Origin of the sequence: Vibrio hepatarius, from assembly GCF_018860525.1 — a bacterium.
Classification (GTDB): Bacteria; Pseudomonadota; Gammaproteobacteria; order Enterobacterales; family Vibrionaceae; genus Vibrio; species Vibrio hepatarius_B.
The window spans coordinates 87,520-109,442 of sequence record NZ_JAHKPM010000070.1 but is presented as its reverse complement, the minus strand read 5'-3'; the positions used below and the strand labels follow the sequence as shown (position 1 = coordinate 109,442).

29 protein-coding genes are annotated in these 21,923 nt (G+C 35.0%); 14 read left to right on the top strand and 15 right to left on the bottom strand.

From position 1 onward, the window contains the following. Nucleotides 1-607: 607 nt before the first annotated feature. Nucleotides 608-3,640 (bottom strand): NfrA family protein, encoded by a 3,033-nt coding sequence (locus KO511_RS21985; protein ID WP_215989518.1) that lies wholly within the window; start codon nucleotides 3,638-3,640, stop codon nucleotides 608-610. Between the two features lie 11 nt (nucleotides 3,641-3,651). Then, the gene (locus tag KO511_RS21980; protein ID WP_215989517.1) at nucleotides 3,652-5,082 is read right to left on the bottom strand and encodes a glycosyltransferase; all 1,431 of its coding nucleotides are present in this window, start codon (nucleotides 5,080-5,082) and stop codon (nucleotides 3,652-3,654) included. Nucleotides 5,083-5,941: 859 nt separating this feature from the next. Here KO511_RS21980 and KO511_RS21975 point away from each other — a divergent pair. Next, a complete protein-coding gene (locus KO511_RS21975) occupies nucleotides 5,942-6,235 on the top strand; it encodes a RebB family R body protein (protein WP_215989516.1) in 294 nt (97 codons plus the stop codon). A gap of 35 nt (nucleotides 6,236-6,270) precedes the next feature. Further along, complete coding sequence (locus tag KO511_RS21970; RefSeq protein ID WP_215989515.1) at nucleotides 6,271-6,570, top strand: hypothetical protein; 300 nt, start codon at nucleotides 6,271-6,273, stop codon at nucleotides 6,568-6,570. A 360-nt stretch (nucleotides 6,571-6,930) separates the two neighbouring features. On the opposite strand, the gene KO511_RS21965 is transcribed toward KO511_RS21970, so the two are convergent. Next, complete coding sequence (locus KO511_RS21965; protein ID WP_215989514.1) at nucleotides 6,931-7,164, bottom strand: hypothetical protein; 234 nt, start codon at nucleotides 7,162-7,164, stop codon at nucleotides 6,931-6,933. 502 nt (nucleotides 7,165-7,666) lie between these two features. Here KO511_RS21965 and KO511_RS21960 point away from each other — a divergent pair. After that, nucleotides 7,667-8,293, top strand: a complete 627-nt coding sequence (locus tag KO511_RS21960; protein ID WP_215989513.1) for a GNAT family N-acetyltransferase — start codon at nucleotides 7,667-7,669, stop codon at nucleotides 8,291-8,293. A 160-nt stretch (nucleotides 8,294-8,453) separates the two neighbouring features. On the opposite strand, the gene KO511_RS21955 is transcribed toward KO511_RS21960, so the two are convergent. The 11 genes from KO511_RS21955 to KO511_RS21905 form a co-directional block, all read right to left on the bottom strand. Beyond that, the gene (locus KO511_RS21955) at nucleotides 8,454-9,182 is read right to left on the bottom strand and encodes a hypothetical protein (protein WP_215989512.1); all 729 of its coding nucleotides are present in this window, start codon (nucleotides 9,180-9,182) and stop codon (nucleotides 8,454-8,456) included. Nucleotides 9,183-9,385: 203 nt separating this feature from the next. Next, complete coding sequence (locus KO511_RS21950) at nucleotides 9,386-9,664, bottom strand: RebB family R body protein (RefSeq protein ID WP_125323424.1); 279 nt, start codon at nucleotides 9,662-9,664, stop codon at nucleotides 9,386-9,388. A 48-nt stretch (nucleotides 9,665-9,712) separates the two neighbouring features. Beyond that, nucleotides 9,713-9,991 carry a RebB family R body protein gene (locus KO511_RS21945; protein ID WP_215989511.1) on the bottom strand — a complete coding sequence of 93 codons (279 nt, stop codon included), beginning with the start codon at nucleotides 9,989-9,991 and terminating at the stop codon, nucleotides 9,713-9,715. Between the two features lie 31 nt (nucleotides 9,992-10,022). Next, the gene (locus KO511_RS21940) at nucleotides 10,023-10,298 is read right to left on the bottom strand and encodes a RebB family R body protein (RefSeq protein WP_215989510.1); all 276 of its coding nucleotides are present in this window, start codon (nucleotides 10,296-10,298) and stop codon (nucleotides 10,023-10,025) included. 50 nt (nucleotides 10,299-10,348) lie between these two features. Next, nucleotides 10,349-10,624 (bottom strand): RebB family R body protein, encoded by a 276-nt coding sequence (locus tag KO511_RS21935; protein ID WP_215989509.1) that lies wholly within the window; start codon nucleotides 10,622-10,624, stop codon nucleotides 10,349-10,351. 43 nt (nucleotides 10,625-10,667) lie between these two features. Then, nucleotides 10,668-10,946 (bottom strand): RebB family R body protein, encoded by a 279-nt coding sequence (locus KO511_RS21930; RefSeq protein ID WP_215989508.1) that lies wholly within the window; start codon nucleotides 10,944-10,946, stop codon nucleotides 10,668-10,670. A gap of 56 nt (nucleotides 10,947-11,002) precedes the next feature. Beyond that, entirely contained in the window at nucleotides 11,003-11,281 is a 279-nt protein-coding gene (locus KO511_RS21925; protein ID WP_215989507.1) for a RebB family R body protein, read from the bottom strand. A gap of 48 nt (nucleotides 11,282-11,329) precedes the next feature. After that, on the bottom strand, nucleotides 11,330-11,605 hold the full coding sequence (locus KO511_RS21920) for a RebB family R body protein (RefSeq protein ID WP_215989506.1): 276 nt from the start codon (nucleotides 11,603-11,605) through the stop codon (nucleotides 11,330-11,332). A 47-nt stretch (nucleotides 11,606-11,652) separates the two neighbouring features. Beyond that, nucleotides 11,653-11,928: a RebB family R body protein gene (locus KO511_RS21915; RefSeq protein WP_215989505.1), complete on the bottom strand. Its 276-nt coding sequence runs from the start codon at nucleotides 11,926-11,928 to the stop codon at nucleotides 11,653-11,655. Nucleotides 11,929-12,026: 98 nt separating this feature from the next. Then, nucleotides 12,027-12,602 carry a structural protein P5 gene (locus KO511_RS21910; RefSeq protein WP_252724508.1) on the bottom strand — a complete coding sequence of 192 codons (576 nt, stop codon included), beginning with the start codon at nucleotides 12,600-12,602 and terminating at the stop codon, nucleotides 12,027-12,029. Nucleotides 12,603-12,947: 345 nt separating this feature from the next. Further along, nucleotides 12,948-13,658: a hypothetical protein gene (locus KO511_RS21905; RefSeq protein WP_215989504.1), complete on the bottom strand. Its 711-nt coding sequence runs from the start codon at nucleotides 13,656-13,658 to the stop codon at nucleotides 12,948-12,950. Between the two features lie 210 nt (nucleotides 13,659-13,868). Here KO511_RS21905 and KO511_RS21900 point away from each other — a divergent pair, with 210 nt between their 5' ends. The 11 genes from KO511_RS21900 (at nucleotide 13,869) to KO511_RS21850 (ending at nucleotide 20,116) form a co-directional block, all read left to right on the top strand. After that, a complete protein-coding gene (locus KO511_RS21900; protein WP_215989503.1) occupies nucleotides 13,869-14,057 on the top strand; it encodes a hypothetical protein in 189 nt (62 codons plus the stop codon). A 382-nt stretch (nucleotides 14,058-14,439) separates the two neighbouring features. Next, complete coding sequence (locus KO511_RS21895; protein ID WP_215989502.1) at nucleotides 14,440-15,321, top strand: helix-turn-helix domain-containing protein; 882 nt, start codon at nucleotides 14,440-14,442, stop codon at nucleotides 15,319-15,321. A 9-nt stretch (nucleotides 15,322-15,330) separates the two neighbouring features. Beyond that, nucleotides 15,331-15,885, top strand: coding sequence for a GNAT family N-acetyltransferase (locus tag KO511_RS21890; RefSeq protein ID WP_215989501.1), 555 nt, complete (start codon nucleotides 15,331-15,333; stop codon nucleotides 15,883-15,885). Between the two features lie 27 nt (nucleotides 15,886-15,912). Beyond that, nucleotides 15,913-16,176 carry a RebB family R body protein gene (locus tag KO511_RS21885; protein ID WP_215989500.1) on the top strand — a complete coding sequence of 88 codons (264 nt, stop codon included), beginning with the start codon at nucleotides 15,913-15,915 and terminating at the stop codon, nucleotides 16,174-16,176. Between the two features lie 28 nt (nucleotides 16,177-16,204). Then, entirely contained in the window at nucleotides 16,205-16,477 is a 273-nt protein-coding gene (locus KO511_RS21880; RefSeq protein ID WP_125323112.1) for a hypothetical protein, read from the top strand. 137 nt (nucleotides 16,478-16,614) lie between these two features. Then, entirely contained in the window at nucleotides 16,615-16,893 is a 279-nt protein-coding gene (locus KO511_RS21875) for a RebB family R body protein (protein WP_215989499.1), read from the top strand. 90 nt (nucleotides 16,894-16,983) lie between these two features. Continuing rightward, on the top strand, nucleotides 16,984-17,262 hold the full coding sequence (locus KO511_RS21870) for a RebB family R body protein (protein WP_125323110.1): 279 nt from the start codon (nucleotides 16,984-16,986) through the stop codon (nucleotides 17,260-17,262). Between the two features lie 239 nt (nucleotides 17,263-17,501). Then, complete coding sequence (gene fos / locus KO511_RS21865; RefSeq protein WP_215989498.1) at nucleotides 17,502-17,900, top strand: fosfomycin resistance glutathione transferase; 399 nt, start codon at nucleotides 17,502-17,504, stop codon at nucleotides 17,898-17,900. A gap of 38 nt (nucleotides 17,901-17,938) precedes the next feature. After that, nucleotides 17,939-18,706 carry a carbon-nitrogen hydrolase family protein gene (locus KO511_RS21860; RefSeq protein ID WP_215989497.1) on the top strand — a complete coding sequence of 256 codons (768 nt, stop codon included), beginning with the start codon at nucleotides 17,939-17,941 and terminating at the stop codon, nucleotides 18,704-18,706. Next, complete coding sequence (locus tag KO511_RS21855; protein WP_215989496.1) at nucleotides 18,706-19,194, top strand: GNAT family N-acetyltransferase; 489 nt, start codon at nucleotides 18,706-18,708, stop codon at nucleotides 19,192-19,194. Before KO511_RS21860 ends, KO511_RS21855 begins: the two co-directional genes overlap by 1 nt. 127 nt (nucleotides 19,195-19,321) lie before the next feature. Next, on the top strand, nucleotides 19,322-20,116 hold the full coding sequence (locus KO511_RS21850; RefSeq protein WP_215989495.1) for a Cof-type HAD-IIB family hydrolase: 795 nt from the start codon (nucleotides 19,322-19,324) through the stop codon (nucleotides 20,114-20,116). 34 nt (nucleotides 20,117-20,150) lie between these two features. Here KO511_RS21850 and KO511_RS21845 read toward each other — a convergent pair whose 3' ends face one another. Further along, nucleotides 20,151-21,923, bottom strand: coding sequence for a lysophospholipid acyltransferase family protein (locus KO511_RS21845; RefSeq protein WP_215989494.1), 1,773 nt, complete (start codon nucleotides 21,921-21,923; stop codon nucleotides 20,151-20,153).

The window sequence follows — 21,923 nt, the reverse complement described above, 5'->3', positions numbered from 1 at the left end:
AAGTGTCCCCCGCCTAAAATGATCGTCTTTAAATGAAAGCCACTAGTGCTATTCACATGTTTTTATATGGAGGAATTTAATTAATACCAATAGTGTCCGTTGTCCAGTCTCATCCAGAAAATAGACCTGGGTCGAAAACTCATAATAAACGCTAAGACGGTTCAATAAAATAGAACTACCGCATTACCACAAATCTCAATCCCACAAATAATTTACATATGATTAACACAAATGAAATATATATCATTAACTAAACTTCGAACAATCAGCATAACACTCTTATTTTTGTAAGAAATCATTCATATGATTAAAATGATTTAATAATCATAAGGTTATATGTAAATTTCACAGAATATGATAAATTATATTAATAATAAGAATTGAAGCCAGAAGAAAGAAATATACATATAAGAATAATTTTTAAAAATTACAAAAGCTTATAATATAAGTATTATCAATTATAAAATTACATATTAATGTTGTGGTTATTTGATTTTTATGGCTAATTTCTCACAGACTAACACTAATGAACATTCAAGAATTTTATTTCAATAAATCGATATGATAATAAACCATTAAGTTACCCTAGCTTGAAGCGCTATCTAACCTAATAGTAGACACTAAACCGTAGCACTAATTCATCCTGCTCGTTATGATTAAGCTGTTTTTGCCATTCAAGTGCTACCTCCGCTTGATTCTCATAGCCCAAATATTTATCGTAATTAAATGAGGATAACCACCCAATACCAACCCCCGCTTTAACATTACTCTCATTTTCTTCATTCACCATATCGGTACTAGCTTGAAGTAATCCATAGGCCCTCACGCGTTGATTGTAGTTCTCAGCAACTCCCCAAACAGGCCCAGATTCTCCTCTGAGATAAAGTAACGATCTTTTGTCATAGAATTGGTAGTAAGCATCAAAATACAAGCTATTTGACCAGTTCAATTTCCGTTCTCCTTTCCAAGATTTGTCCATGTTTAAACCAGAAAAAAAGTCACCGTTAGCTCTAACATAAGCACTAGTGAAAGCGTCATCTCCAAAATACTGGCGAACTCCTGATGAAATTGAGAGATCAAAACTTTTAAAGGGTTTTAACATCACCCCTAAATCCATTCCCGTCGTCTCCAAACTCCCTGAACTCAGCAAACTCATTTGCCCAAATAAAGAAGGCAGCTCCTCAAAATGATAGTTGGCGCTAATCTGATAAAATCCACTATTGCTTGAATCTTCAAGAAATTCTTGAAAGGGGCTACTGCCTCCAGATTCTCCACTCAAAACAAATGCCCAATTTGAGGCAACATTATGATTTTCAGCCCTAAGCTGTGTAATAAGCTGATTATCTTGCAAAGGCACAATCGTTAGTTGGTCAATAAGTTCATGAAACTCACTTTGTGCCTTATCCCTACGTCCGATTTTGTTATAACCTTGTGCTAATTGATAATATGCCATAATTTGATTTTTACCTGTTAACTTCAAAACAACAGACTCAAATAGTCTGACCGAGCGTTCAGGATCACTAGGAAAATATGCATAGGCAAGTTCAGTGGTAATATAAACATCATCAGGGTGATATTGATGCTGGCGAGAAAGGTAATCGATAAGATTTTTCTTTTTTTCCATGGACTTATAGAGTTTTACATACCTAACAACAAACTGCGGATTGTGATTAAATTTTTTTTCTGCTTCCTCTAAAATATCTTTAGCTTGATCAAATTCTTTTTGACTCATATATATATCAGAACCTAGTAACCACCATTCTAAAGTATCTCTTTCATCGATTTCTCTCCACCACAACCTCGCCTTTTCAACTTGTCCGAGCTGATAATGGGCGTTAGGAACCAACAGTCGAGTATATGAAGACCGCAGTTGGTGCCATTGAGGCAATAAAACATTAAGCACCTCTTGGTAACGTTGCTGATCAGAAAGCATCTGAGCTTTAATACCCATAATATCAATTCGATTTGATGCTGATTTTTCTAATAACAAAGCATTTTCAATATATCCAATAGCTCGTGCTGGGTTTTCTTTATAACTGCAATACCCCAACACTTGCCAACCAAACGCAGTTTGTGGATTAATCAATGTTTCCTTGGCCACTCCACACCCACCATTAATTTGCCAAAGATTTGCATTAATTAGTGAGTCGACTTTAATATCAGTCAACCGCATGACAATCTCTGGATTAAAATCCTCTGGGTGTTTCTCATATAAGTAAAGAAGTTGCTCTGCAAGATTTTTCCTGATGCTCGGAGGTAAAGAAACATCGGACAATAGCCTCTCGAATTTACTTATTAATTCAGTCTCAGTTAATGCTTTCTTCATCACTTCAAGCAAGCTTTTCAGATCGGATAACTGGCTAGATTCATTGTAAATTCTTTCCCATTCAAGCATCGAATTACTGAACTCACCATTTTTATCGTAAGCTGACGCTAGCAGTTTTCGCGAATGACTAGAAAGAGACATCGGCGTCAAAATATCTATTACTTTCTGGTATTCTGCTTGATTGTATTTGTTCCAAGCAATGATTACGCTTTGCCGATAAACTAACCTCGAACCACTAAATGATGCACTTTCTATCATAAAAGCCAGATTGAGCTCTTCCGCTAAGCTTAACCATAATGCAGGTGACTCAAATGTGGTACATGATGCTAACTGCTCTTTAGCTAAATCACGATTACCTAGCCTAGCGCTAATGAGTGCGCTTTCAGTACAAGAAGTATTAGAAATTTTATTTTGATAACTTCTCGCAAGATCCCAATCGCCGACGTTTATAGCAAGCTGATAGGCTTGTGAATAGTCTTCTGATGTAAGAGCATAATATTTTTCAAGCCATTTATACCACATTAATGCTCGGCTATACTGCTGGTCATGTATGAAGTCAGAAATCAGTTGCTTAGCCAACAAAAGCCGACTTGATCCTCCCCATGATTCTTTAAGCAAAGAGATGGTTTCTTCTATTCGTTTACTTTTAAGTAATGCAAGACCGACTAGATATTTCTCCCTGTCTGACAATAATCTCCTGCCTCTTAATTGCGCAATAGAATCTAACACTTGCCGGTAATTTTCACGTCTTAACCAAGCTTCTGCTTCATAGAGTATTGCCTGATCAGGCTTTACTAGCAGAGTTTGGGATACACTCCATTCTAACGATAATGGTTCAGACTGCTCTGCAAGCCAATAGAGACGATACAGATATACCTGCTTTTGGCCTTCAAGTGACAAACCATCAAGTAATGACATAAATTCAGAGTTGGATAAGGCTAGGCTTTTTATTGACATTTCGCTTCTTAAAACGACTAGTAACTTTACTCGTTCATACGCAGGTAAATTTTGTAGCGTAGCCTCAGCTTCTTTAAACAACTTTGCCTGTAACTGGAGTTTAAATAGGTAGTGTAAAAATGGGGGATAGTTATGGGCAATGTTTAAAGCTCTGTTAACTTGAGAGATAGCGTCCAACGTTTTTTCAGAACGCTCCAAGGCAAATGCTCTATTCAAATAAGGAAAAGTACGAAAATGGGCTGAATCACTCAGAGTAGAAGCCAAATCAATAGTGTTTTCTCTCACCGCATCCAACGCAGGCGTAGTTAGCAATGAAATAACTATTATACTTATTTTGATATAGCGTATTAATTTCATAATTCATTTCCTTATTTTTTATTATTAACAATATCAGGAAAGTCATGCTTTGTTTTATCCCATGATATTTTCATTACATTATCTTTAGAAATGACAAGATATATTGCCCTTATATTTGCAAAGAAATTTATAACATTACCCCATACTGTTCTAGGTATTGAAATAAAAGCATTAAAAAAACCATAGAATCTTCTTACAAAAATAAACCTATGTATTATTCTATTTATGAAAAATAAAAAATTCGCATAACTTAATATTTTCAAAAAAATATCATCATTAAATATTGAAATAAAAAAATAGCTACCATCAAAAATAATTTGATACATGGCTATACATATAACTTGAAAGAAAACAATCATAGATAAGAAAGAGACGATATTAGAAACGACACACCGTCTATCTCTCCATAAAAAATAATTCAATTTCCAATCTTTAGTCCAACCAATATTCTTCCAACCTTGAAATACTATCCCAACAATCCAACGACTTTTTTGCCTGACTGCAGCATTAAATGTACTAGGGAAGAACTCTCTAACACATATTAATGAGTCATCCTCATTTTGATGTGAGTTTAGGTAACCATTTTTTGCTTTAGCACGAACAAATATCTCTTTCATCCCCCATTGCTTCAGCCTTATACTGATATCATAATCTTCGGTTAAAGAAGCACAATCAAATGGCAGACCCCGACCAGATCTAGCTAATTTCAATACTGCTCTACGACTTAAGCAAGTTCCAACCCCAGCACTCGGAACATGTCTTGTCATTGACATACGAACCATTAAATCTTTCTCATGTAATTCAGAAAATTCATCTATGTAATGAGAGCAGGAAAATTGATACCACTTTCTTACATATGGATATACTGGAATTTGTATGAGGTCATTATGAGGAAGGTAAGTATTAAATAGTTCAAGTTCAGATGAATGAACTACATCTTCTGAGTCATGAAGAATAAATCCTGAAAATTTAATATTATATTTTATTTCCATTTTTAATATATGTTTAAATATATTATTTAGACAATCTGCTTTACTTGTAGGACCCGGATTTTTACAAATAACATTATGGACATTGCTAAATCTTTTACAGACCTCATCAATACATTTTTTTGTAGCGAGATCATTTGGATAAGTACCTACAAATATATGAAATTTATCATATTTACACGATGATGCAAGAAGAGTAACCATTTTATCAACGATACCATACTCTTGCCAAGCTGGTATCATTATAGCTAAATGTCGTTGTGGCTCATCAGTTAATGTATTTAGCTCTAAATTATTACACTTAATCCTATTTTTTCCGATAAAACTTTTATACCAGTATAATATGTCGACAATAAAATCATCAAATCCAAAATAAAAAATAAAAACAAGTAAAAAGGTAGCTAGATACTTAAGAAAATATAGATATAAAAGGAAATAATCAAAGACTGACATTTAAAGCTCCAGAATACCGAGAAAATATAGTCAGTGATATATAAATGATGGTAATAAAAGTTTTTCTTTTATAGTAACATTCTTACATGAATAGATTGACATACTTTGCTGGTATATAAAATACACGTTATAATTTTAAGGTTTGAATAACGTAACAAATACAGCAAAATACTAGATAGTTTAAAAGTGCCAATAATAAATAATAAACAAGCATCTTTAATTAGGTACTTTAAAAACTGGATTAAAATTATTATTGATAGGAAAAAATGATAATAAATAATACTACTTAATCTTATTACCATCGGAGATATTATATCTTCTTAATATAAGACAGCCATTTTCTATACCCATAGATAGAGAGTTACTGTTGAAACCTCCATAATAACGTTTTCTTACAATCAAATCAGATATTGAACTAGCATTAATTATTCTTCGTTCATATACTCTTTGTAAATACTTATATTTCGTCATAACTCTCTGCTGATAAAGTTTTAAGTAAAAATAGATTCAGGTTTACGTCAATACTAATAAGTAAAGTTCACCGATTTGATGACAACTCTACTATAGTTATATTTATACGATTTTCACTCTGTACCTTAACTCCATAGTACTGATACAGTACCACTTAGCCGAAAAATAAACATAAATTTTTGTAATTTAAGTATAAAATACCATTGTCATATTAAATAATTATGGTTCCTAAGCAATTTATAATAAAAACTATTAGATAAAATTTGGTATTGCTTATCATATTAGCTAGATATTACTAAATATTGATTATTTTATAATAATAAAACATCTTTACATTAGATATTATACTTCTCTGTTCATACACATATTTACAAATATAGGAAGCCATATGTCTAATCAAGATTATACGACGTTGCAGAAGTTTTCTGAACAACCTACGTCAATAGCAGAAACTACCCTAACTGAAACGATTGGTTTAACAATGCATAACTTGGTTGCGAACCAACAGCAGTCTCAGGTCACTACATCAGCGTCAGTTACCAATGCATGTGCACGGTTACTTGCCATTCCTCAAGCCTCAACACAAAAAGGAAGCGTAAGTGATGATTTTGGTATTAGTGCGCAGCGTGAAAGAGAGAAAAAGAAAAAAGGCGGAATAGCTAGCTTCTTTTCACGCTCATAATATGGTTTGAGCATCTTGAATAGCGCATAAGCCTAATGGCAGATGAACAGAATAACTACATCGATCAAGCAACATCGATAGCTATTCAAGATGCTGTCGACAATATACGTAATGTCACTGATATCTGTAATACTGCGTCTGGTGTTGCTATGGCAAAACTGCTGGAAGGAGGCGATAAAGTTACATGCATCACTACAATAGCAGAATCTAACCAATTGATTGAAAATGCGATTAAAAACTATGAAAAAATCGTTTCTCTATCAATAGAATGCCGCCAGAAAAACGCTGAAGCATCATTAGTAGCAAAGCAAAAGAAACGATTCTTTATTTTCTGATTTATTCAAAAGGTAACAAATGGAAGACATTAAATATCGTATTATTCGACGCACTACTCGTTTGGGTCCCATAAGAAAAAAGACTGTCACATATAAGTATAACCCAGTTCTAAAAAGTGATTTACAGCTGGAAGAAGACATTTTCAACTTGCTTGATAAAATCGTAGATACGTACAACCAGATGAGTAAAGATAAGCAGATAGAGTGTTTTCCACAAGTTCATTCTAGATTAGAAGACCTATGCGACAAAAATGTAAACCCTTTAATAAAAATCAGAAGAAACTCACTAGACTCTGACTGATTAATCAAATTTCATTCCACTCATTCACGCTAGTATCACCATATTAGTTTTACAGTCGATTATGGTTTTTTAAATCGTGATATTAAAATACCTTTATCTCTTTTACTCATAGGTACATAGTTATTCATATCAGTATCCAATAGAACTTCATTTCTTTTGGGCTGAAGTGGATAATCTCTCGGGTAATAGTATTGGCTCTCAACAATAGATGACAATGATAAATACCCCGTTTTTTCAATTGCCTTATGAAAGCAACGATATGCTCTAAAGCATGCTTTAAGCTTTCTACTCATTATCCTTACTCACTGATTTTCTTATAATAATATTTTGTTAACCTAATTTATTTCAAGAGTAAAAAGAATAGAAAGGTTATAAAATTTCAAAAATATATAAAAATATTTTTCGAAAACCTCATAATTAATTCTTCTTTTTTTTCATATAAAAACGATTTTTAAAGCCCCTAATTTCAAAGATATAAATTGGCTACAGCCCTTCTGTCCACTGACATCATATGAAAATTAATTTATCTAAATCAGTCAGATAAGCATTGTTTTTTCAGTTTTATTCATCATGAAAAGTACTATTTTCATATCAGTTATTAAAAATAAGGGGAGATTATAATTAAATAATAACAAATAAAAAATATGAATGATTTAGTACTCATCAATAAGGCTATAAATTACCTGAAGTTAAGTGTTTTTTATCTGTTACAAAATACTTACCTTATCTAATATATTCATCATGATTTTTATAATAGCAAAAGTATATTTACTTAAATAACAGGGTATAATAGAAATGAAAAAAATAAATTTTTTACATAATGTAGAGCTATATGAAGGCGACATCATCATTAGGACCGCAAGACCATCAGATGTTGAAGAAATTACTAATTATTATCTACTAAATAAAGCCCACTTAGCAAAGTGGGAGCCTGAAAGAGATGAAAACTTTTTTACAACACAAGGATGGCACCAAATACTTTATAAATTTGATGAACTAAGTAAAAATGGGTCATTGGTCTATTTTATTATCCTAGATCGCCAATCTGCTAAAATGATTGGCACTATATCTTTTAGCAATATCTGTCGTTTTCCATTCCATTGCTGTAAATTAGACTATTCATTAAGTAAAAGTGTACAAGGTAGGGGGATAATGACCAAAGCTTTGCGTATCGCTGTTAATTATATGTTTCAAGTACAAAATATACACAGGATATCGGCTTCAGTTATGCCCAAGAATGCTAGAAGTAAAGCCGTTCTAAATCATCTTGAGTTCAAATCAAATGGATTTGCAAAGGACTACCTCTTAATCAACAAACACTGGGAAGACCACGAACTGGTATCCCTACTTAACCCCAACTGGAACAACCCTCATGTTGGCCAACAACCGAGTTCGAGTTCCTCCACCTTGGAACCTAGTTAGAAAACAGCCGATATCATATACATCAGTTTATGATACATATGTACTAGATAGAGTGTTTGTGTTCTTTAGCACAAACACAAAACACCTTGAACTATAAGCTTCCTAGCTGAAAGCTAAAATTACTTATCTAAACTAGTCACACCCCAAACTGATTCATCTGTCATTTACTGGAAAACCCATTAATTACATTTAATATGCTCAATATTTTTTTAGAAACTTGCTTTTCAAAAATAATAGCCGACTTTTCAATGGTTTTTATAAATGTTTCTACACCCCACCCTAATATTATACATAGAAACTGAACAGGAATACTTTCAATATTTATTGATTTTGACATAAGGACGACAATTGGAGGCCATACAACAGAGTAAATTATATATTTATTTCTTTTAATCCTAGCGCTATTATAAGTAAGAATACAACCATTCAAAAGAAAAACTATACGTAACAAAACTGACATCAATGCAAATATATAAGGATTAATATATTCCTTAAATAAGTAATAACCTTTAGTGTATGTGAAGTTAATGAGATTTCCTTCATCAACAGATACCGATATAATATCATTATGGTGTAGATATATCAGCATAATGATAAAAGAAATCAGTAAGAATAGAAATATCTTTAAAAACAAACTCAATAACTTATGAGATTCAATAGAAGCCATATAATATCTATTAGATATTTGTTCCATAGAATGCTCTTTTGTTAGTTCTAGTAATTTATCCCTCAGAGAAAATAGATCATCTATTTCTAAATTGTCTATGTTTTCAATTTCACTAAGATCAATATTAAGATCTTCCTTTTTTTCTAGTGTAAGAATTTCGCTATCAAATACAAACCAAAGCAATTTTCTTATATCAGATATTATTAGCTCTCTTATGTCCATAGTCCTCACTTACATATTTTACCCTATCATTCTAGATATATGAGGGACGGTTAACAGTAGAATCCAACATAAAATTATTAAGTCCAACCATCTTATATACATTATTTGACCTTATTTCTTCTATTAATATAGCCACTATATTAATAATATAATGGCTATATTTTACCTATCATAAAATCTTTTGCTTACTTATTACTATGAGATTAACGCTTCTCAATAATTCCTTCAGCAGTTCGCCCAACAATTGATCCACCCACTGACATTAGTGCATTGAAACCTTGTATGGTAGCAGCATGCATAGTGATCTGACCTTGTTGCTGAGCTGATGTTACATTATGTGCACCAGTACTTAGAGCATGTGAAGTTGAGACTAGTAAGTTGCCCATCGCCATTGCAGGTGTTTCGCCAACTACTTTTGTGTTAACTTGAGTAACAGAATCTGTAACTTGTCCATTAACTTGAGTTGCTGCTGTATCTGACATATTTTTTTCCTCTCTTATTTATTGTTCAATTTACTTTTTCGCTAATTATTAGCCTTTCTCGATAATTTCTTCGCTTGTGCGGCCTATGGCTGCAGAGCCAACACTCATTAGTGAATTAATGCCCTGAACTGTTGCTGCATGCATGGTGATTTGACCTTGCTGCTGAGCCGACGTCACATTGTGTGCGCCAGTGCTTAAAGCATGCGATGTAGAAACCAATAGGTTACCCATTGCCATTGCTGGTGTTTCACCCACAACTTTTGTATTAACTTGAGTAACAGAATCGGTGATTTGACCGTTAACTGTAGTTGGTGCCGTATCTGACATATTTTGATTCCTCTTTGTTTACTTCAACTAATTATTTCTTTTCAATGACTTCTTCACTTGAACGACCGATAACTGCTGAGCCTACGCTCATCAGTGAATTAACACCTTGAACGGTTGCTGCCTGCATAGTAATTTGTCCCTGCTGCTGAGAAGATGTCGCGTTATGTGCCGCATTACTCAAAGCGTGAGAAGTTGACATAAGTAAGTTACCCATTGCCATTGCTGGTGTTTCACCCACAACTTTAGTGTTAACTTGAGTTACAGAGTCTGTAATTTGTGCGTTTACCGCAGATGCTGTATCTGACATAAGTCGTTTCCTTTACTGATTTAATTGAGTATTGATTTAATTAAAAGCTGTTAGTTTTTCTCGATAATTTCTTCACTTGTGCGACCGATAACAGCCGAACCTACACTCATTAGAGAGTTAACGCCTTGAACGGTTGCAGCGTGCATAGTGATTTGACCTTGCTGCTGGGCAGAAGTCGCGTTGTGTGCACCAGTGCTTAAAGCGTGAGAAGTTGACATGAGCAAGTTACCCATTGCCATTGCTGGTGTTTCACCCACAACTTTAGTGTTAACTTGTGTTACTGAGTCTGTAATTTGTGCATTTACTGCTGATGCTGCATCTGACATAAGTCTTTTCCTTTACTGAATGTATTAATTGAAATATTGATTATTATTTTTTCTCGATGATCTCTTCACTTGTGCGGCCGATAACAGCAGAGCCTACGCTCATTAGAGAGTTAACACCTTGCACTGTAGCTGCATGCATAGTGATTTGCCCTTGCTGTTGAGCAGATGTTGCGTTGTGTGCGCCAGCACTTAAAGCATGAGATGTAGAAATAAGCAGGTTACCCATTGCCATTGCTGGTGTTTCACCTACGACTTTTGTGTTAACTTGAGTCACAGAGTCTGTTATTTGTGGATTAACGATTGTTGCGGCTGTATCTGACATAATTAATTTCCTTTTTTACTTAGTTAAATAAATGATTAGATGTTTCAGATTGGCTATTAACCTTTCTCGATAATTTCTTCGCTTGTACGACCAATTACTGCAGAACCAACGCTCATTAGAGAGTTCACGCCTTGGACAGTCGCTGCATGCATAGTAATTTGTCCCTGTTGCTGAGCTGAGGTAGCGTTGTGAGCACCAGTGCTTAGAGCGTGAGAAGTTGACATGAGCAAGTTACCCATTGCCATTGCTGGTGTTTCACCAACGACTTTGGTGTTCACTTGGGTTACTGAATCAGTTATTTGTGCATTTACCGTAGTTGCTGCTGTATCTGACATACTCTATTCCCTCTTTGATTTAATAGTATTGTTATGAAAATAACGTTATTAATTGCTTTCGATTATTTCTTCGCCAGTTCTACCAATAGCTGATGAACCAACACTTATCAGAGAATTAACCCCCTGAACTGTTGCTGCATGCATCGTCGTTTGACCATACTGCTGAGCTGCCGTCACGTTATGAGAACCAGTGCTCAAAGCGTGAGAAGTTGATAGCAAAAGGTTTCCCATTGCCATCGCTGGTGCATCGCCAATCACCTGTGTATTTACTTGAGTGACGGAGTCCGTCATCTGAGCATTCATTGCTGCTATTGCATCAGACATAGTTTTCTACCTCCTTTGATTAAGATGATTATTAAACCGAGAACGAGTTAATTCTTTTCAAGAACCGTTTCACTCGCAAGACCAAGTGCCGCTGAACTTACGCTCACCAATGAGTTCACTCCCTGGACCGTTGCTGCTTGCATCGTGATCTGCCATTGCTGTTGAGAAGTGGTGACATTATGTGCCGTAGCGCCCAACGCATGTGACGTAGACATCAACAAGTTACTCATTGCCATAGCGGGAGTATCTCCAACCACTTTTGTGTTCACTTGTGTAATAGAATCTGTAACTTGGGCATTTACGGTTGCAGCAGAGTCTGACATTTTATGTCCTCATATTTTCATTCAGTTACTATTTCATGGTGCTGATAATTTTTATTAAATGTATATACATTTATAATTAACAATTTTTGTAAATTTAACTACTTAATATTTATTCCTTTTTTAATCACTTCAATATCGAATAAGTGACCCGACTCAATAACTGCCATTTTCTGTATTAAAATTATATATTCATCATTATCGATAGTTTCACTTCTTGGTATTCCAGTCATTTCTGATATTTTTTTTATTATATTTTCAGTATTATTTTCATTAGGTGGGGAAAACCTTTTTATTATGCCTTCGATAGTTTTAATTTTATATTTATCTCGGTATGTCATGAGTGTCTTATATCCAGCTCTAAAGCCAAACTCAACGCTAACAAACTCTTCAAAGTCTGGATCCACCTTCTCCCCGGACTCGCCTAACCAATTGTTTTTAAATGAATTTCTTATATTTAGGGGATTATTGTTCCTAATTCCTCGACTGCCACTATCATTAGCATCATCACTATTATTAACTGATAAATAAAAACTACTACCTTTAAAAATTCCTTCACTATCACTCATAAAATAAAAGAGTATTAAAATAATAATTAAAAAATTAATAACTAGTGAAATAACTAATAATATTCTTGTCTCTATATATATTCCTTTAAAATTTCTAGAGCTATCCAAAAGAAAACCCCGTCTCTCTTTTCTTGTGGTAATATTATCTCCATCGATAAAATCAAGATAGTCAAAAACAATTAAAAACTTATACAAAAAGGCAAAAAATTAAATGTTTATTTAATAATCTCAATAAAGATAATATTAACTTTATGTCTGAAAGTGGTTTGATTATTTTTTGAACTACAGGGTATTTTGATAAGATAATGCAATATTCTTTGCATGGAAAAAGTTCTCACTAAATTTTCACTAGGAATCATTCAATGAGAACTTGGTTCATAGGGGTAGATTGACTGAAAAGTAGAAGAAGTCCATTTATTTTGTATCAAGCTATTCAAGCTTCAACACACTCCATCAATAGAAATCTACATCTGGAATATCTCTAGTAGTTGCACCTTGGTACTTAGCCTTAAAATGAAGAATCAAATTCGCCAACTCAGTTTCAGCATGCTCCTCCGATAAAGGATTTTCATACATCGCATCTCTTAATGCTCTAGGATTAAACCTGGTAATGTATGCAGCGGTTAAAATAGAGGTAATTATTGCATTATTGTCATTTTTACAATAACTCAAAGTCCTTACTCGACGTTCATCAGGACACGTCTTTTTATACGTAATCGTTTCTGGACAAGATCGATACCCCTCGCCTATCACAAACTTGTCAGAAGATAGGATCCAACTCGTTTCTTTACCAATCTTAGTAAAATTCAATTTACCATCATCTTCACTATCAAAGACGGGTAGATCCTGATCAAACCCTAGGTTCCTATCAACAACAAAAATCTCCACACCACGAGTTAAGTTTTCAATACACTTTTTAATCTTCACTGGCTGATATTCATTTTCATAAACCTCGGCATCCATAAGACCAAAACCCGTTTTCTTAATATCATAAATAACTTCCGCTTTGGGGTATCCGTTCGTTCGTAGATTTCTGCATAAGGTTTCTGCTTGAAACCTTTCACACTGTGTGAGGATAGACAAGGTTAAGCCTTCATCAGCGCCTTCTGATTGATCAGGAACTCCCAGTAACTCGATTTGTGTTAACTTTATATTATTATTCACGAAATAAACTCCTTTAAAGATGTTTTATAATTAAATCATAGAGACCAATGTCAATCTTGTAATAAACAACCAAATTTTAATTATTAGATTTTCACATGAATGGGTTTTATATAAACTTAGCTTCTTTTTACTATCAAAAAAATTTCTTTTATTTAAAATTTTCATATTAAAAATATAAATATTTAACTTCGCATTATTAGGAATTGAAAAATGAACAACAATGAAGATCCTGAATCTGAAATTAAGTCTATAAAAATTGAAGGGGTAAACTTATTTATAGAAGAAGATATCTCAGATTGGATTATAGATATTGAGCACTTTGAAAGCATCGAAAACTTAGATGAAGAATACCAAATTCCATACATTAATAGTGACTTTGAATTTGATAAAAACTATTAGAATTAAAATTTAAAAACATAATATTAGATGTATTTTTATCATTTAATTCATTATTAAATCCTATTTTACCATCAACAAACAATATCGACATATATATATGATTAAAATAATTAACATTCATAATGTAAATAATGACCAAATAGTGTGGTCGTAACCCAAGTTTTGAATCACTGTGACTTCAAATGTGAACTTGGATATGGGCATTTATTAAGTGCAACGTTTTGTGGGCCAGGACCAAGGATTTATTTCAATCTAGTTTAATAATTAAAAAATAAACAAACGGATAATTAGCTAATATTTACCTAATGTTAGTCAAAATTGACAATAATTCGGAGAATATTAATGTGAAAATTTTATCAAAGTTACTTCATCGGAGTTGATCATGATAAACAACGGAATCATAAATGAAATGAAAAATTGCCCTAACTCAATATTGAATAAACATATTCATATGGCTCAGCAATCCAAGAACAAATTAATAAGCATTTACTGTAGAGATGAAAAACTGACAAAGCTTCACGTTGAGAACTTCCACCTTAATGGTGAAAATGATTATGGTAAGTTTATAGTTGTTGAGGGAGATAGTGATGTAAAAAATATCATTAATAAACTCAAGCTATTATTAAAATCTAAAGATAAGCTTACACTTTTTATCAATGGTTTAGAATTTTTTGAAGAAAGCGACTACGATCAGATCCTCAAACTTATTAGAAGGGATAATGATGATAAGTCTATAAAAGTCATTTTCCCGTTCAATGATACCTCGATTAAAAAAGGTTTAGTCGATATATTTCTAAGTGACGATTTTTTTAATATTTACATACCTGTAGAGCAAAATACGTATACAGTCGGATATGATGAAACCTGTGATGATGAGCAACAGCTCAAGCAGATATTAAGCACTGAAGAAGATATTGAGCATTTAAAGAAGTATCATACATCTCTATATCTTGCGGTATCATATATATACAAGAACTTATCAAATGACATTACATTAGAGGAGGTTGCAAAGTCAGCATATGTCAGCCCTTCTCATCTGTCATATTTATTTAGGACTAAATTGAACACTAAATTTAAAAAGGTCCTATTCATTCTTAGACTAAATAAAGCAAGAGAAATCATAACTCATAACCCTAGGGTTACCCTAACAAATGTCGCTATTCAAGTTGGTTTCTATGATTTAAGTCATTTTGGAAAAATATATAGAAAATACGAAGGTTCAAACATAGGTGATTTTAGAGATTCAGTTCGAAAACAAAGTTAGGTTAGTACTATGTTCATCGACTTTTTTAGTATTGATGGTAATGATTTTTCGATATCATTACTGTCTGTATCGGATAGTAAACCGATCACTGAATATTACAAGAGAAATAATGAATACCTTAAAAAATGGGAACCCAGAACCAATGAGAACATTGAAATACAATCAAGTTGGCAAAAATATATATCATCTATCATAAAGGATTATAACTTAGCTAAGTTTTTTTCATTCACGATAAAGATCAAAAATGAAATAATTGGATTGATAAATATCAGTGATATAAAGAAATACCCTAATTATTCTTGCAACATTAGTTATTCAATTGATAAACGATATCAAAATAAAGGAATAATGAAATCATCAATTATAAAGGTGCTAGGGTGGATGGCTAAGTATCAGAAAATTAGATGTGTCACTGCATATTGTATGACAAATAATAAAAAGTCATTAAAGCTTTTAACCTCAATTAACTTCAAAAAAATAGGTTTATTTGAAGACTATGCAATAGTAAATAAAGAGTGGGAAAACTTCTTTTTACTCAAAAAGCACTTAACTCAAACAATTTAAATTTATTTTAAAAAACGGAGCAAGATTATGCCAGATTCAGTATGTGAACAGATAACCGACTCTGTTACTCAAACCAATACAAAAACGGTTGCAGAGACTCCTGCAATGGCGATGAGCAACTTCATCATGGCGACCAACACAGCAGTAAGTAATAGTAACCATAATGCCACAGCAGCCCAGCAGCAGGGTCAAATGTTAATGCAGGCAGCAACCACCCAAGGTATCAATGCGATTAATACGATTGGTACAGCATCTATTTCAAAAGCCGCAGAAGCTATTTTGGAAAAATAACTCTCCCCTATCTTAGAGGCAAGTAACAATGAATGAACCACCAAAGCCCATTGAAAGCGCAAAAAATACGGCAACACAATCAATCGCACAATCATCGGCGATGGCTTTATCTGATGCAACAGACAACCTCAGAAACCTATCATCTATTGGCACAACAGCGATAGGCGTAGCATTAGGACAATTTATTGAAACTGGTGATCCAAAATATTTGGATGGTATTGATAAAGCGGGTGAGGTCGTCACGCAAGCAATTAACAACTTCTCTGAACTTGGAACTAAAGCAAAAGAGAACATCAACTAAGTCAAACGTTAATACGTTAATACGTTAATACGTTAATGAAATATTGGATACTAAAGCAGCAAAACAGTCCGTAGATGTTCCTGCTGTTAGTTAACTATTTTAAAACAACTACCCAAAACTTTATAAAGGATACATCCATGTCAGATACAGCAGCAACAACAGTAAACGCTCAAATCACAGATTCAGTTACACAAGTGAACACCAAAGTCGTTGGTGAAACACCTGCTATGGCTATGGGTAACTTGCTTATGGCAACGTCACATTCGTTGTCTAATGCAGCTCATAATGCGACGACGGCACAGCAGCAAGGTCAGATCACGATGCAAGCAGCTACTGTCCAAGGAATTAACTCTCTTATGAGCGTAGGTTCTGCTGTGATTGGTCGGACAAGCGAAGAAATTATTGAGAAAGGTTAATTAGTACCAAGCAATACCATTGGGCCTAATTTTCGGACAACATGGGCCCAATTTCTAACTGTCATTAAATATTTTAAGAGGAACTAACCGATGTCAGATACCGCAGCAACAATCGTAAACCCACAGATCACCGATTCTGTTACTCAAGTTAATACTAAAGTCGTTGGCGAAGCCCCAGCAATGGCGATGGGCAACTTGCTGATGTCTACCTCGCACGCTCTATCTAATGCTGCACACAATGCAACAACAGCTCAGCAGCAAGGACAAATTACTATGCAAGCGGCAACAGTACAAGGTGTCAATGCCATTATGGGGATTGGCTCTGCCGTAATTGGACGAACTGGTGAAGGCATTGTTGAAAAGGGCTGAACCTAGGCGTCTTTGACATAACCATCGATTAGGCGCAGTGTACCTATTTCTCATATGCGCCTCTATTAAACATCATTATTTTATATTATTATCATAACCTTAGTAATGGCGATTTGGAATTTATCATGTCTGGAATATACACTAAGCATGAAGCCCATATGACGCAGCGGTTCAGGTATCTAGGCTGCATGATTAGTCTATCGACAAGATAAATCAAAATTGATTATCAGGTAATAAATATGGTCTCAGGTCTTAATCATCTTACTCTTGCTGTTAATGACTTAGAAGTATCCCTCGCATTTTACATTCAAGTCCTTGGCTTCAAAGGTAAAGTAAAGTGGGCAAAGGGTGCATACTTGTCAGCTGGTGATTTATGGTTGTGTCTCTCATGTGATAAGCCTCATCCGAGCAAAGATTACAGCCATATCGCATTTAATGTTGAAGAGGAGAATTTTTCAGCACTGTGCCAGAGACTTGATAAGAGTAGTATTAAACTGTGGAAAAAAAATTGCAGCGAAGGGCTATCGGCCTATCTTCTCGACCCTGATGGGCATAAATTGGAGATCCACTGCGGTAATTTAAATACACGCTTAGACAGCTTACGAGCTCAGCCATATAAAGATTTAGAGTGGCTTTAAGTCAACCTTTTGATCACAATCTACATTTGCGAAGAATAATGCAACCCATTCTAACAATTGCTCTATCCCAATGCCCAGTTACACGGGGTGGATTTCAATCTAATCTGGATCACCATCTAACTCATATTGAACACTCAGCATTCTTGGGAGCACAACTCATCGTTTTTCCAGAGCTATCCTTAACTGGCTATGAACTCGATATAGCAAATGAGAACGCATTAAAGCCATCTGACCGCATATTTAAAGATTTATCTAAAGCTTCAAAAAACAATGACATCATTGTAATTGCAGGTTGTCCTCTAGCCACACAAAGTTCAAAGCCGCAGATTGGGGCAGTGATTTGTTTTCCTTGCGGTAACATCGAATTTTACTCTAAACAATACTTGCATGACGGCGAAGAACAATATTGCTTACCAGGAGAGAAAGACTATCAATTCACTATTGGTGAACATAAAATCGCACTTGCTGTGTGCGCTGATTTCTCTGAGCCCGAACATTCCAAACGCGCTATAAAAAAGGCGGCTGATGTGTATATTGCCAGTGCTCTTATCTCCCCTTCAGGTTATCAACATGATGCAGAGATCTTATCTAATATAGCGTTTCGCCATCAAATACCTACCTTATTGTGTAATCATATTTCCACGACGGGAGGATGGGAAACATGTGGCAACAATAGTATTTGGGATCTAAACGGTAAACTAATAGCCAGCTCTGATAACAATCAACCTGGGGTGTTACTTTGTACTATGAGCGAAGTAAGTATATCAGGACAATTTTACCCATTAACCTTGGATACTACCGCCTAATGGATATTGAACTTAGAGAAATACGGCAAAGCCAACAAAGTGTATTGGAAAACCTCTTTTCTTACTATGTTTATGATATGACAGAGTTTATGGGTTGGAGTATTCCTGAAAATGGTCAATTTATCTTTGATAAAAATACTTTAACTTCCTATTGGAATCAAGAGGATCACATACCTTATTTTATTTATATAGAGAATGAAATCGCCGGCTTTGCACTCTTAAGAAGGTACCCTCAGTGCAAAAACACTTGGGACATCGAACAATTTTTTATATTGAGGAAATTCAAAGGTCAGGGAGTTGGTAAACAAGTTTTTCATAAACTGACATCAAAGTATCGTGGACAATGGCAAATTAGAGTTTTGAAACAAAATACGGCAGCAATGATGTTCTGGATAGCCGCAGTTGAGAGCGTTGTAAGAAAAAAGTATCACATGGAATTAGATATCGATATCGATCTAGAAATGCATTTTGTTCGTTTTTGCATTTAAACGTCTCTAAAAAATTCTCGATTTTATTAACAAACTTGCGATTATCTCTAGTTACTGTAATTTACTTTCTATATGTAGCCGACGCCCTCTCAGGGTTGGCAATTAGTAAACTTTAGGTAAACCTTGTATGTCGCTTATGGATATTAAATTCGTTGCTTCCGATATGGATGGCACTCTTTTAAACGAAAACGGTGATCTCAACCCAGAGTTTTTCGAGATCTTTTCACAACTTGAACAAAAAAACATTACTTTTGCTGCGGCTTCAGGACGCCAGTATTACAGCCTCAGAGAGACTTTTTACCCAATCAAAGACCGTATAGTGTTTATCGCGGAAAATGGCACTCTAGTAATGTACCAAGATAGGGAACTATATTGTTGTACCATTGGTGCTGACTCAATTAAAGATATAATAGAACTAGCAAGAGAGATCACAGGTGCGCATGTTGTGTTATGTGGTAAACGCTCAGCCTATATTGAAACTCAAGATCCTCAAGCTATCGAGGAAATATCTCACTATTATCACCGCTGCCAAAGTGTCGACGATCTACTGAACGTAAAAGATGAGTTTATCAAAGTCGCGATTTGTCACTTTAATGGTACCCAAGAGTGCGTATTCCCAACTATAAACTCTCACTTTGGTACCACACATCAAGTTGTTGTCAGTGCCAAAATATGGCTGGATGTGATGAATATTAATGCATCCAAAGGGGCCGCCATCAAATATCTTCAGCAAACACTCGGGTTTACCCATCAACAAACAATGAGTTTTGGTGATTATTTGAATGATTTAGAAATGCTTGAAGAAAGTTACTATTCTTACGCAATGGGCAACGCTCACAATAAAATCAAGCAGATAGCAAGATTTACTGCGCCCAGTAATTACGAAGATGGCGTTCTCAAAATACTAAAACAAATTCTATAATATTTCCCTATCGTTAACGATAGGGAAAAACGTTTCATTCAATATCAGACTTTTTCTTTTCTTGATGTTGGGTAAGGTATACTTTTGCTTCTTCGCGCCCCATGTATTTTCCAAGGGTATTAACAGGCACTGTGGTTAAATCCACAACGATAAGCCCATCTAATGCAAAGTTAAATGCCGGATCGACGTTGAAACATACTAATTTACCATGTAATCCAAGGTACTGTCTTAGTAGTACTGGCACTCCCATTCCTTGATCTAACCGGTCCAGCACTTTCGAGAGTAAAGGTAAGTCGGCAAGAGAACTCAACATATCTGGACGCCAGAATTCCTGACCACTTTCTTTGAGCGGTGTAGTCGGAGACACTAATTTGGCTTTTTCCTCATCGTAGTAATGAATTGACATGACAGAGGCAATAAGCTGTCTTGCCACTGGGCTATAATCATTGCTAATACTTACAGGACCAAACAAATGCGTATATTGAGGATGGCGCTGGATGAATTTAGCAATTCCTTTCCACAATAATAACAGCGAATGTATGTTACGTTGATATTGCTTAGAAACGACCGAGCGCCCAACTTCAATAGATTGTCCTAATGTTTGTAGAAAAGCGAGGTCATAGTTAAATAAGCTGGTTGAATAGAGCTGTTCTAATCCACCATTTGCCATTAATTCATCAACGAGTCCAAGTCGATAAGCCCCTACCAAGTCTTGGTTTTTTTTGTGCCAAACAAATAATTGGTGATAATGAGGATCATAATTATCGATATCACAAGCTAAGCCACTACCTTCACCCACTTCACGAAAGCTTTGCTCTCTAACTCGTCCTATTTCTTTCATCATGTACGGAATAGCCGCTGTGGGAGCACAGTACACTTCAAACTCCCCCTGCTCTATAAGTTTATACTGTTGGATCTGAGTCAATTCATTTTGCAAAAAGTGGGGTTCTATGGGGTCTATTATAGCTAATCCTATATCCACCATAGGTTCATTCACTGTCGACACGCCACCCATACTACCCATTAAATAAGTATTGAGGCGCAAATATTGGGTAATATCACTTTCTTTCTCAAAACCTTTAAGTTCTGAAAATGGTATAGCATTACCCACTGACACTGAAATGGTTTGTCCTGCTTTGTTTAGTAACTCTCGTCCCAATAAAGCCGTTCTAAGTAGCGGATGAATTCTGCCCGCCTGATAAAATAATTTGCTATTTCTCCCATTGATAAAGATCGGAACTGTCGTCGCCTCTGAGTACTTTACAAACTTAGCAACCGATTTACTCCAAACTTTATCGGTTACCTTATTCTCATGGGACTGCCAAGCAGATACCTCACCTGCTGGGAAAAGGATCAGAACTCCTCCTTGCTTCAAATGCTTATTCGCTGATTTTATAGCTTTACTATTTGTTAGCCTGGCTTGCTTACCACCAAACACATCAACACCAATAAAAAGGTCATCCAGTTCAGGAATTCGTTTTAGAAGTTCATTGGCAAGCACCTTGACGTCTTTACGCACCTTTGAAATTAGTGCTGCAAGAATAACCCCTTCGATTCCTCCAAATGGATGATTAGCGACTATGAGCAACGGCCCTTTCTTAGATATACTATCAAGACTGCCATAATCAACGCGATATTGCGTGCCGATGCGCCTTAGGGCTTCGTGCATAAAATCGAAGCTATCTTCAGGTAACTCATCTTGCGTATATAAAGCATCTAAAGTCGACAGACCTGTCGCCCACTCCACCATACTTTCACCAATACCAAAAGGCGTTTTACGAGGTAACCGGAAAGGACTTTTCTGCAT

What these genes read in the sequence shown, in the direction of transcription:
- KO511_RS21885 (WP_215989500.1), top strand. Translation starts at nt 15,913, where the DNA reads ATGCCAGATTCAGTATGTGAACAGATAACCGACTCTGTTACTCAAACC.
- KO511_RS21940 (WP_215989510.1), bottom strand. Translation starts at nt 10,298, where the DNA reads ATGTCAGATACAGCATCTGCGGTAAACGCACAAATTACAGACTCTGTA.
- KO511_RS21870 (WP_125323110.1), top strand. Translation starts at nt 16,984, where the DNA reads ATGTCAGATACCGCAGCAACAATCGTAAACCCACAGATCACCGATTCT.
- KO511_RS21980 (WP_215989517.1), bottom strand. Translation starts at nt 5,082, where the DNA reads ATGTCAGTCTTTGATTATTTCCTTTTATATCTATATTTTCTTAAGTAT.
- KO511_RS21880 (WP_125323112.1), top strand. Translation starts at nt 16,205, where the DNA reads ATGAATGAACCACCAAAGCCCATTGAAAGCGCAAAAAATACGGCAACA.
- KO511_RS21930 (WP_215989508.1), bottom strand. Translation starts at nt 10,946, where the DNA reads ATGTCAGATACAGCCGCAACAATCGTTAATCCACAAATAACAGACTCT.
- KO511_RS21975 (WP_215989516.1), top strand. Translation starts at nt 5,942, where the DNA reads ATGTCTAATCAAGATTATACGACGTTGCAGAAGTTTTCTGAACAACCT.
- KO511_RS21955 (WP_215989512.1), bottom strand. Translation starts at nt 9,182, where the DNA reads ATGGACATAAGAGAGCTAATAATATCTGATATAAGAAAATTGCTTTGG.
- KO511_RS21895 (WP_215989502.1), top strand. Translation starts at nt 14,440, where the DNA reads ATGATAAACAACGGAATCATAAATGAAATGAAAAATTGCCCTAACTCA.
- KO511_RS21925 (WP_215989507.1), bottom strand. Translation starts at nt 11,281, where the DNA reads ATGTCAGATACAGCAGCAACTACGGTAAATGCACAAATAACTGATTCA.
- KO511_RS21915 (WP_215989505.1), bottom strand. Translation starts at nt 11,928, where the DNA reads ATGTCAGACTCTGCTGCAACCGTAAATGCCCAAGTTACAGATTCTATT.
- KO511_RS21970 (WP_215989515.1), top strand. Translation starts at nt 6,271, where the DNA reads ATGGCAGATGAACAGAATAACTACATCGATCAAGCAACATCGATAGCT.
- KO511_RS21845 (WP_215989494.1), bottom strand. Translation starts at nt 21,923, where the DNA reads ATGCAGAAAAGTCCTTTCCGGTTACCTCGTAAAACGCCTTTTGGTATT.
- KO511_RS21945 (WP_215989511.1), bottom strand. Translation starts at nt 9,991, where the DNA reads ATGTCAGATACGGCACCAACTACAGTTAACGGTCAAATCACCGATTCT.
- KO511_RS21950 (WP_125323424.1), bottom strand. Translation starts at nt 9,664, where the DNA reads ATGTCAGATACAGCAGCAACTCAAGTTAATGGACAAGTTACAGATTCT.
- KO511_RS21960 (WP_215989513.1), top strand. Translation starts at nt 7,667, where the DNA reads ATGAAAAAAATAAATTTTTTACATAATGTAGAGCTATATGAAGGCGAC.
- KO511_RS21985 (WP_215989518.1), bottom strand. Translation starts at nt 3,640, where the DNA reads ATGAAATTAATACGCTATATCAAAATAAGTATAATAGTTATTTCATTG.
- KO511_RS21890 (WP_215989501.1), top strand. Translation starts at nt 15,331, where the DNA reads ATGTTCATCGACTTTTTTAGTATTGATGGTAATGATTTTTCGATATCA.
- KO511_RS21920 (WP_215989506.1), bottom strand. Translation starts at nt 11,605, where the DNA reads ATGTCTGATGCAATAGCAGCAATGAATGCTCAGATGACGGACTCCGTC.
- KO511_RS21860 (WP_215989497.1), top strand. Translation starts at nt 17,939, where the DNA reads ATGCAACCCATTCTAACAATTGCTCTATCCCAATGCCCAGTTACACGG.
- KO511_RS21855 (WP_215989496.1), top strand. Translation starts at nt 18,706, where the DNA reads ATGGATATTGAACTTAGAGAAATACGGCAAAGCCAACAAAGTGTATTG.
- KO511_RS21900 (WP_215989503.1), top strand. Translation starts at nt 13,869, where the DNA reads ATGAACAACAATGAAGATCCTGAATCTGAAATTAAGTCTATAAAAATT.
- KO511_RS21875 (WP_215989499.1), top strand. Translation starts at nt 16,615, where the DNA reads ATGTCAGATACAGCAGCAACAACAGTAAACGCTCAAATCACAGATTCA.
- KO511_RS21850 (WP_215989495.1), top strand. Translation starts at nt 19,322, where the DNA reads ATGTCGCTTATGGATATTAAATTCGTTGCTTCCGATATGGATGGCACT.
- fos (WP_215989498.1), top strand. Translation starts at nt 17,502, where the DNA reads ATGGTCTCAGGTCTTAATCATCTTACTCTTGCTGTTAATGACTTAGAA.
- KO511_RS21965 (WP_215989514.1), bottom strand. Translation starts at nt 7,164, where the DNA reads ATGAGTAGAAAGCTTAAAGCATGCTTTAGAGCATATCGTTGCTTTCAT.
- KO511_RS21935 (WP_215989509.1), bottom strand. Translation starts at nt 10,624, where the DNA reads ATGTCAGATGCAGCATCAGCAGTAAATGCACAAATTACAGACTCAGTA.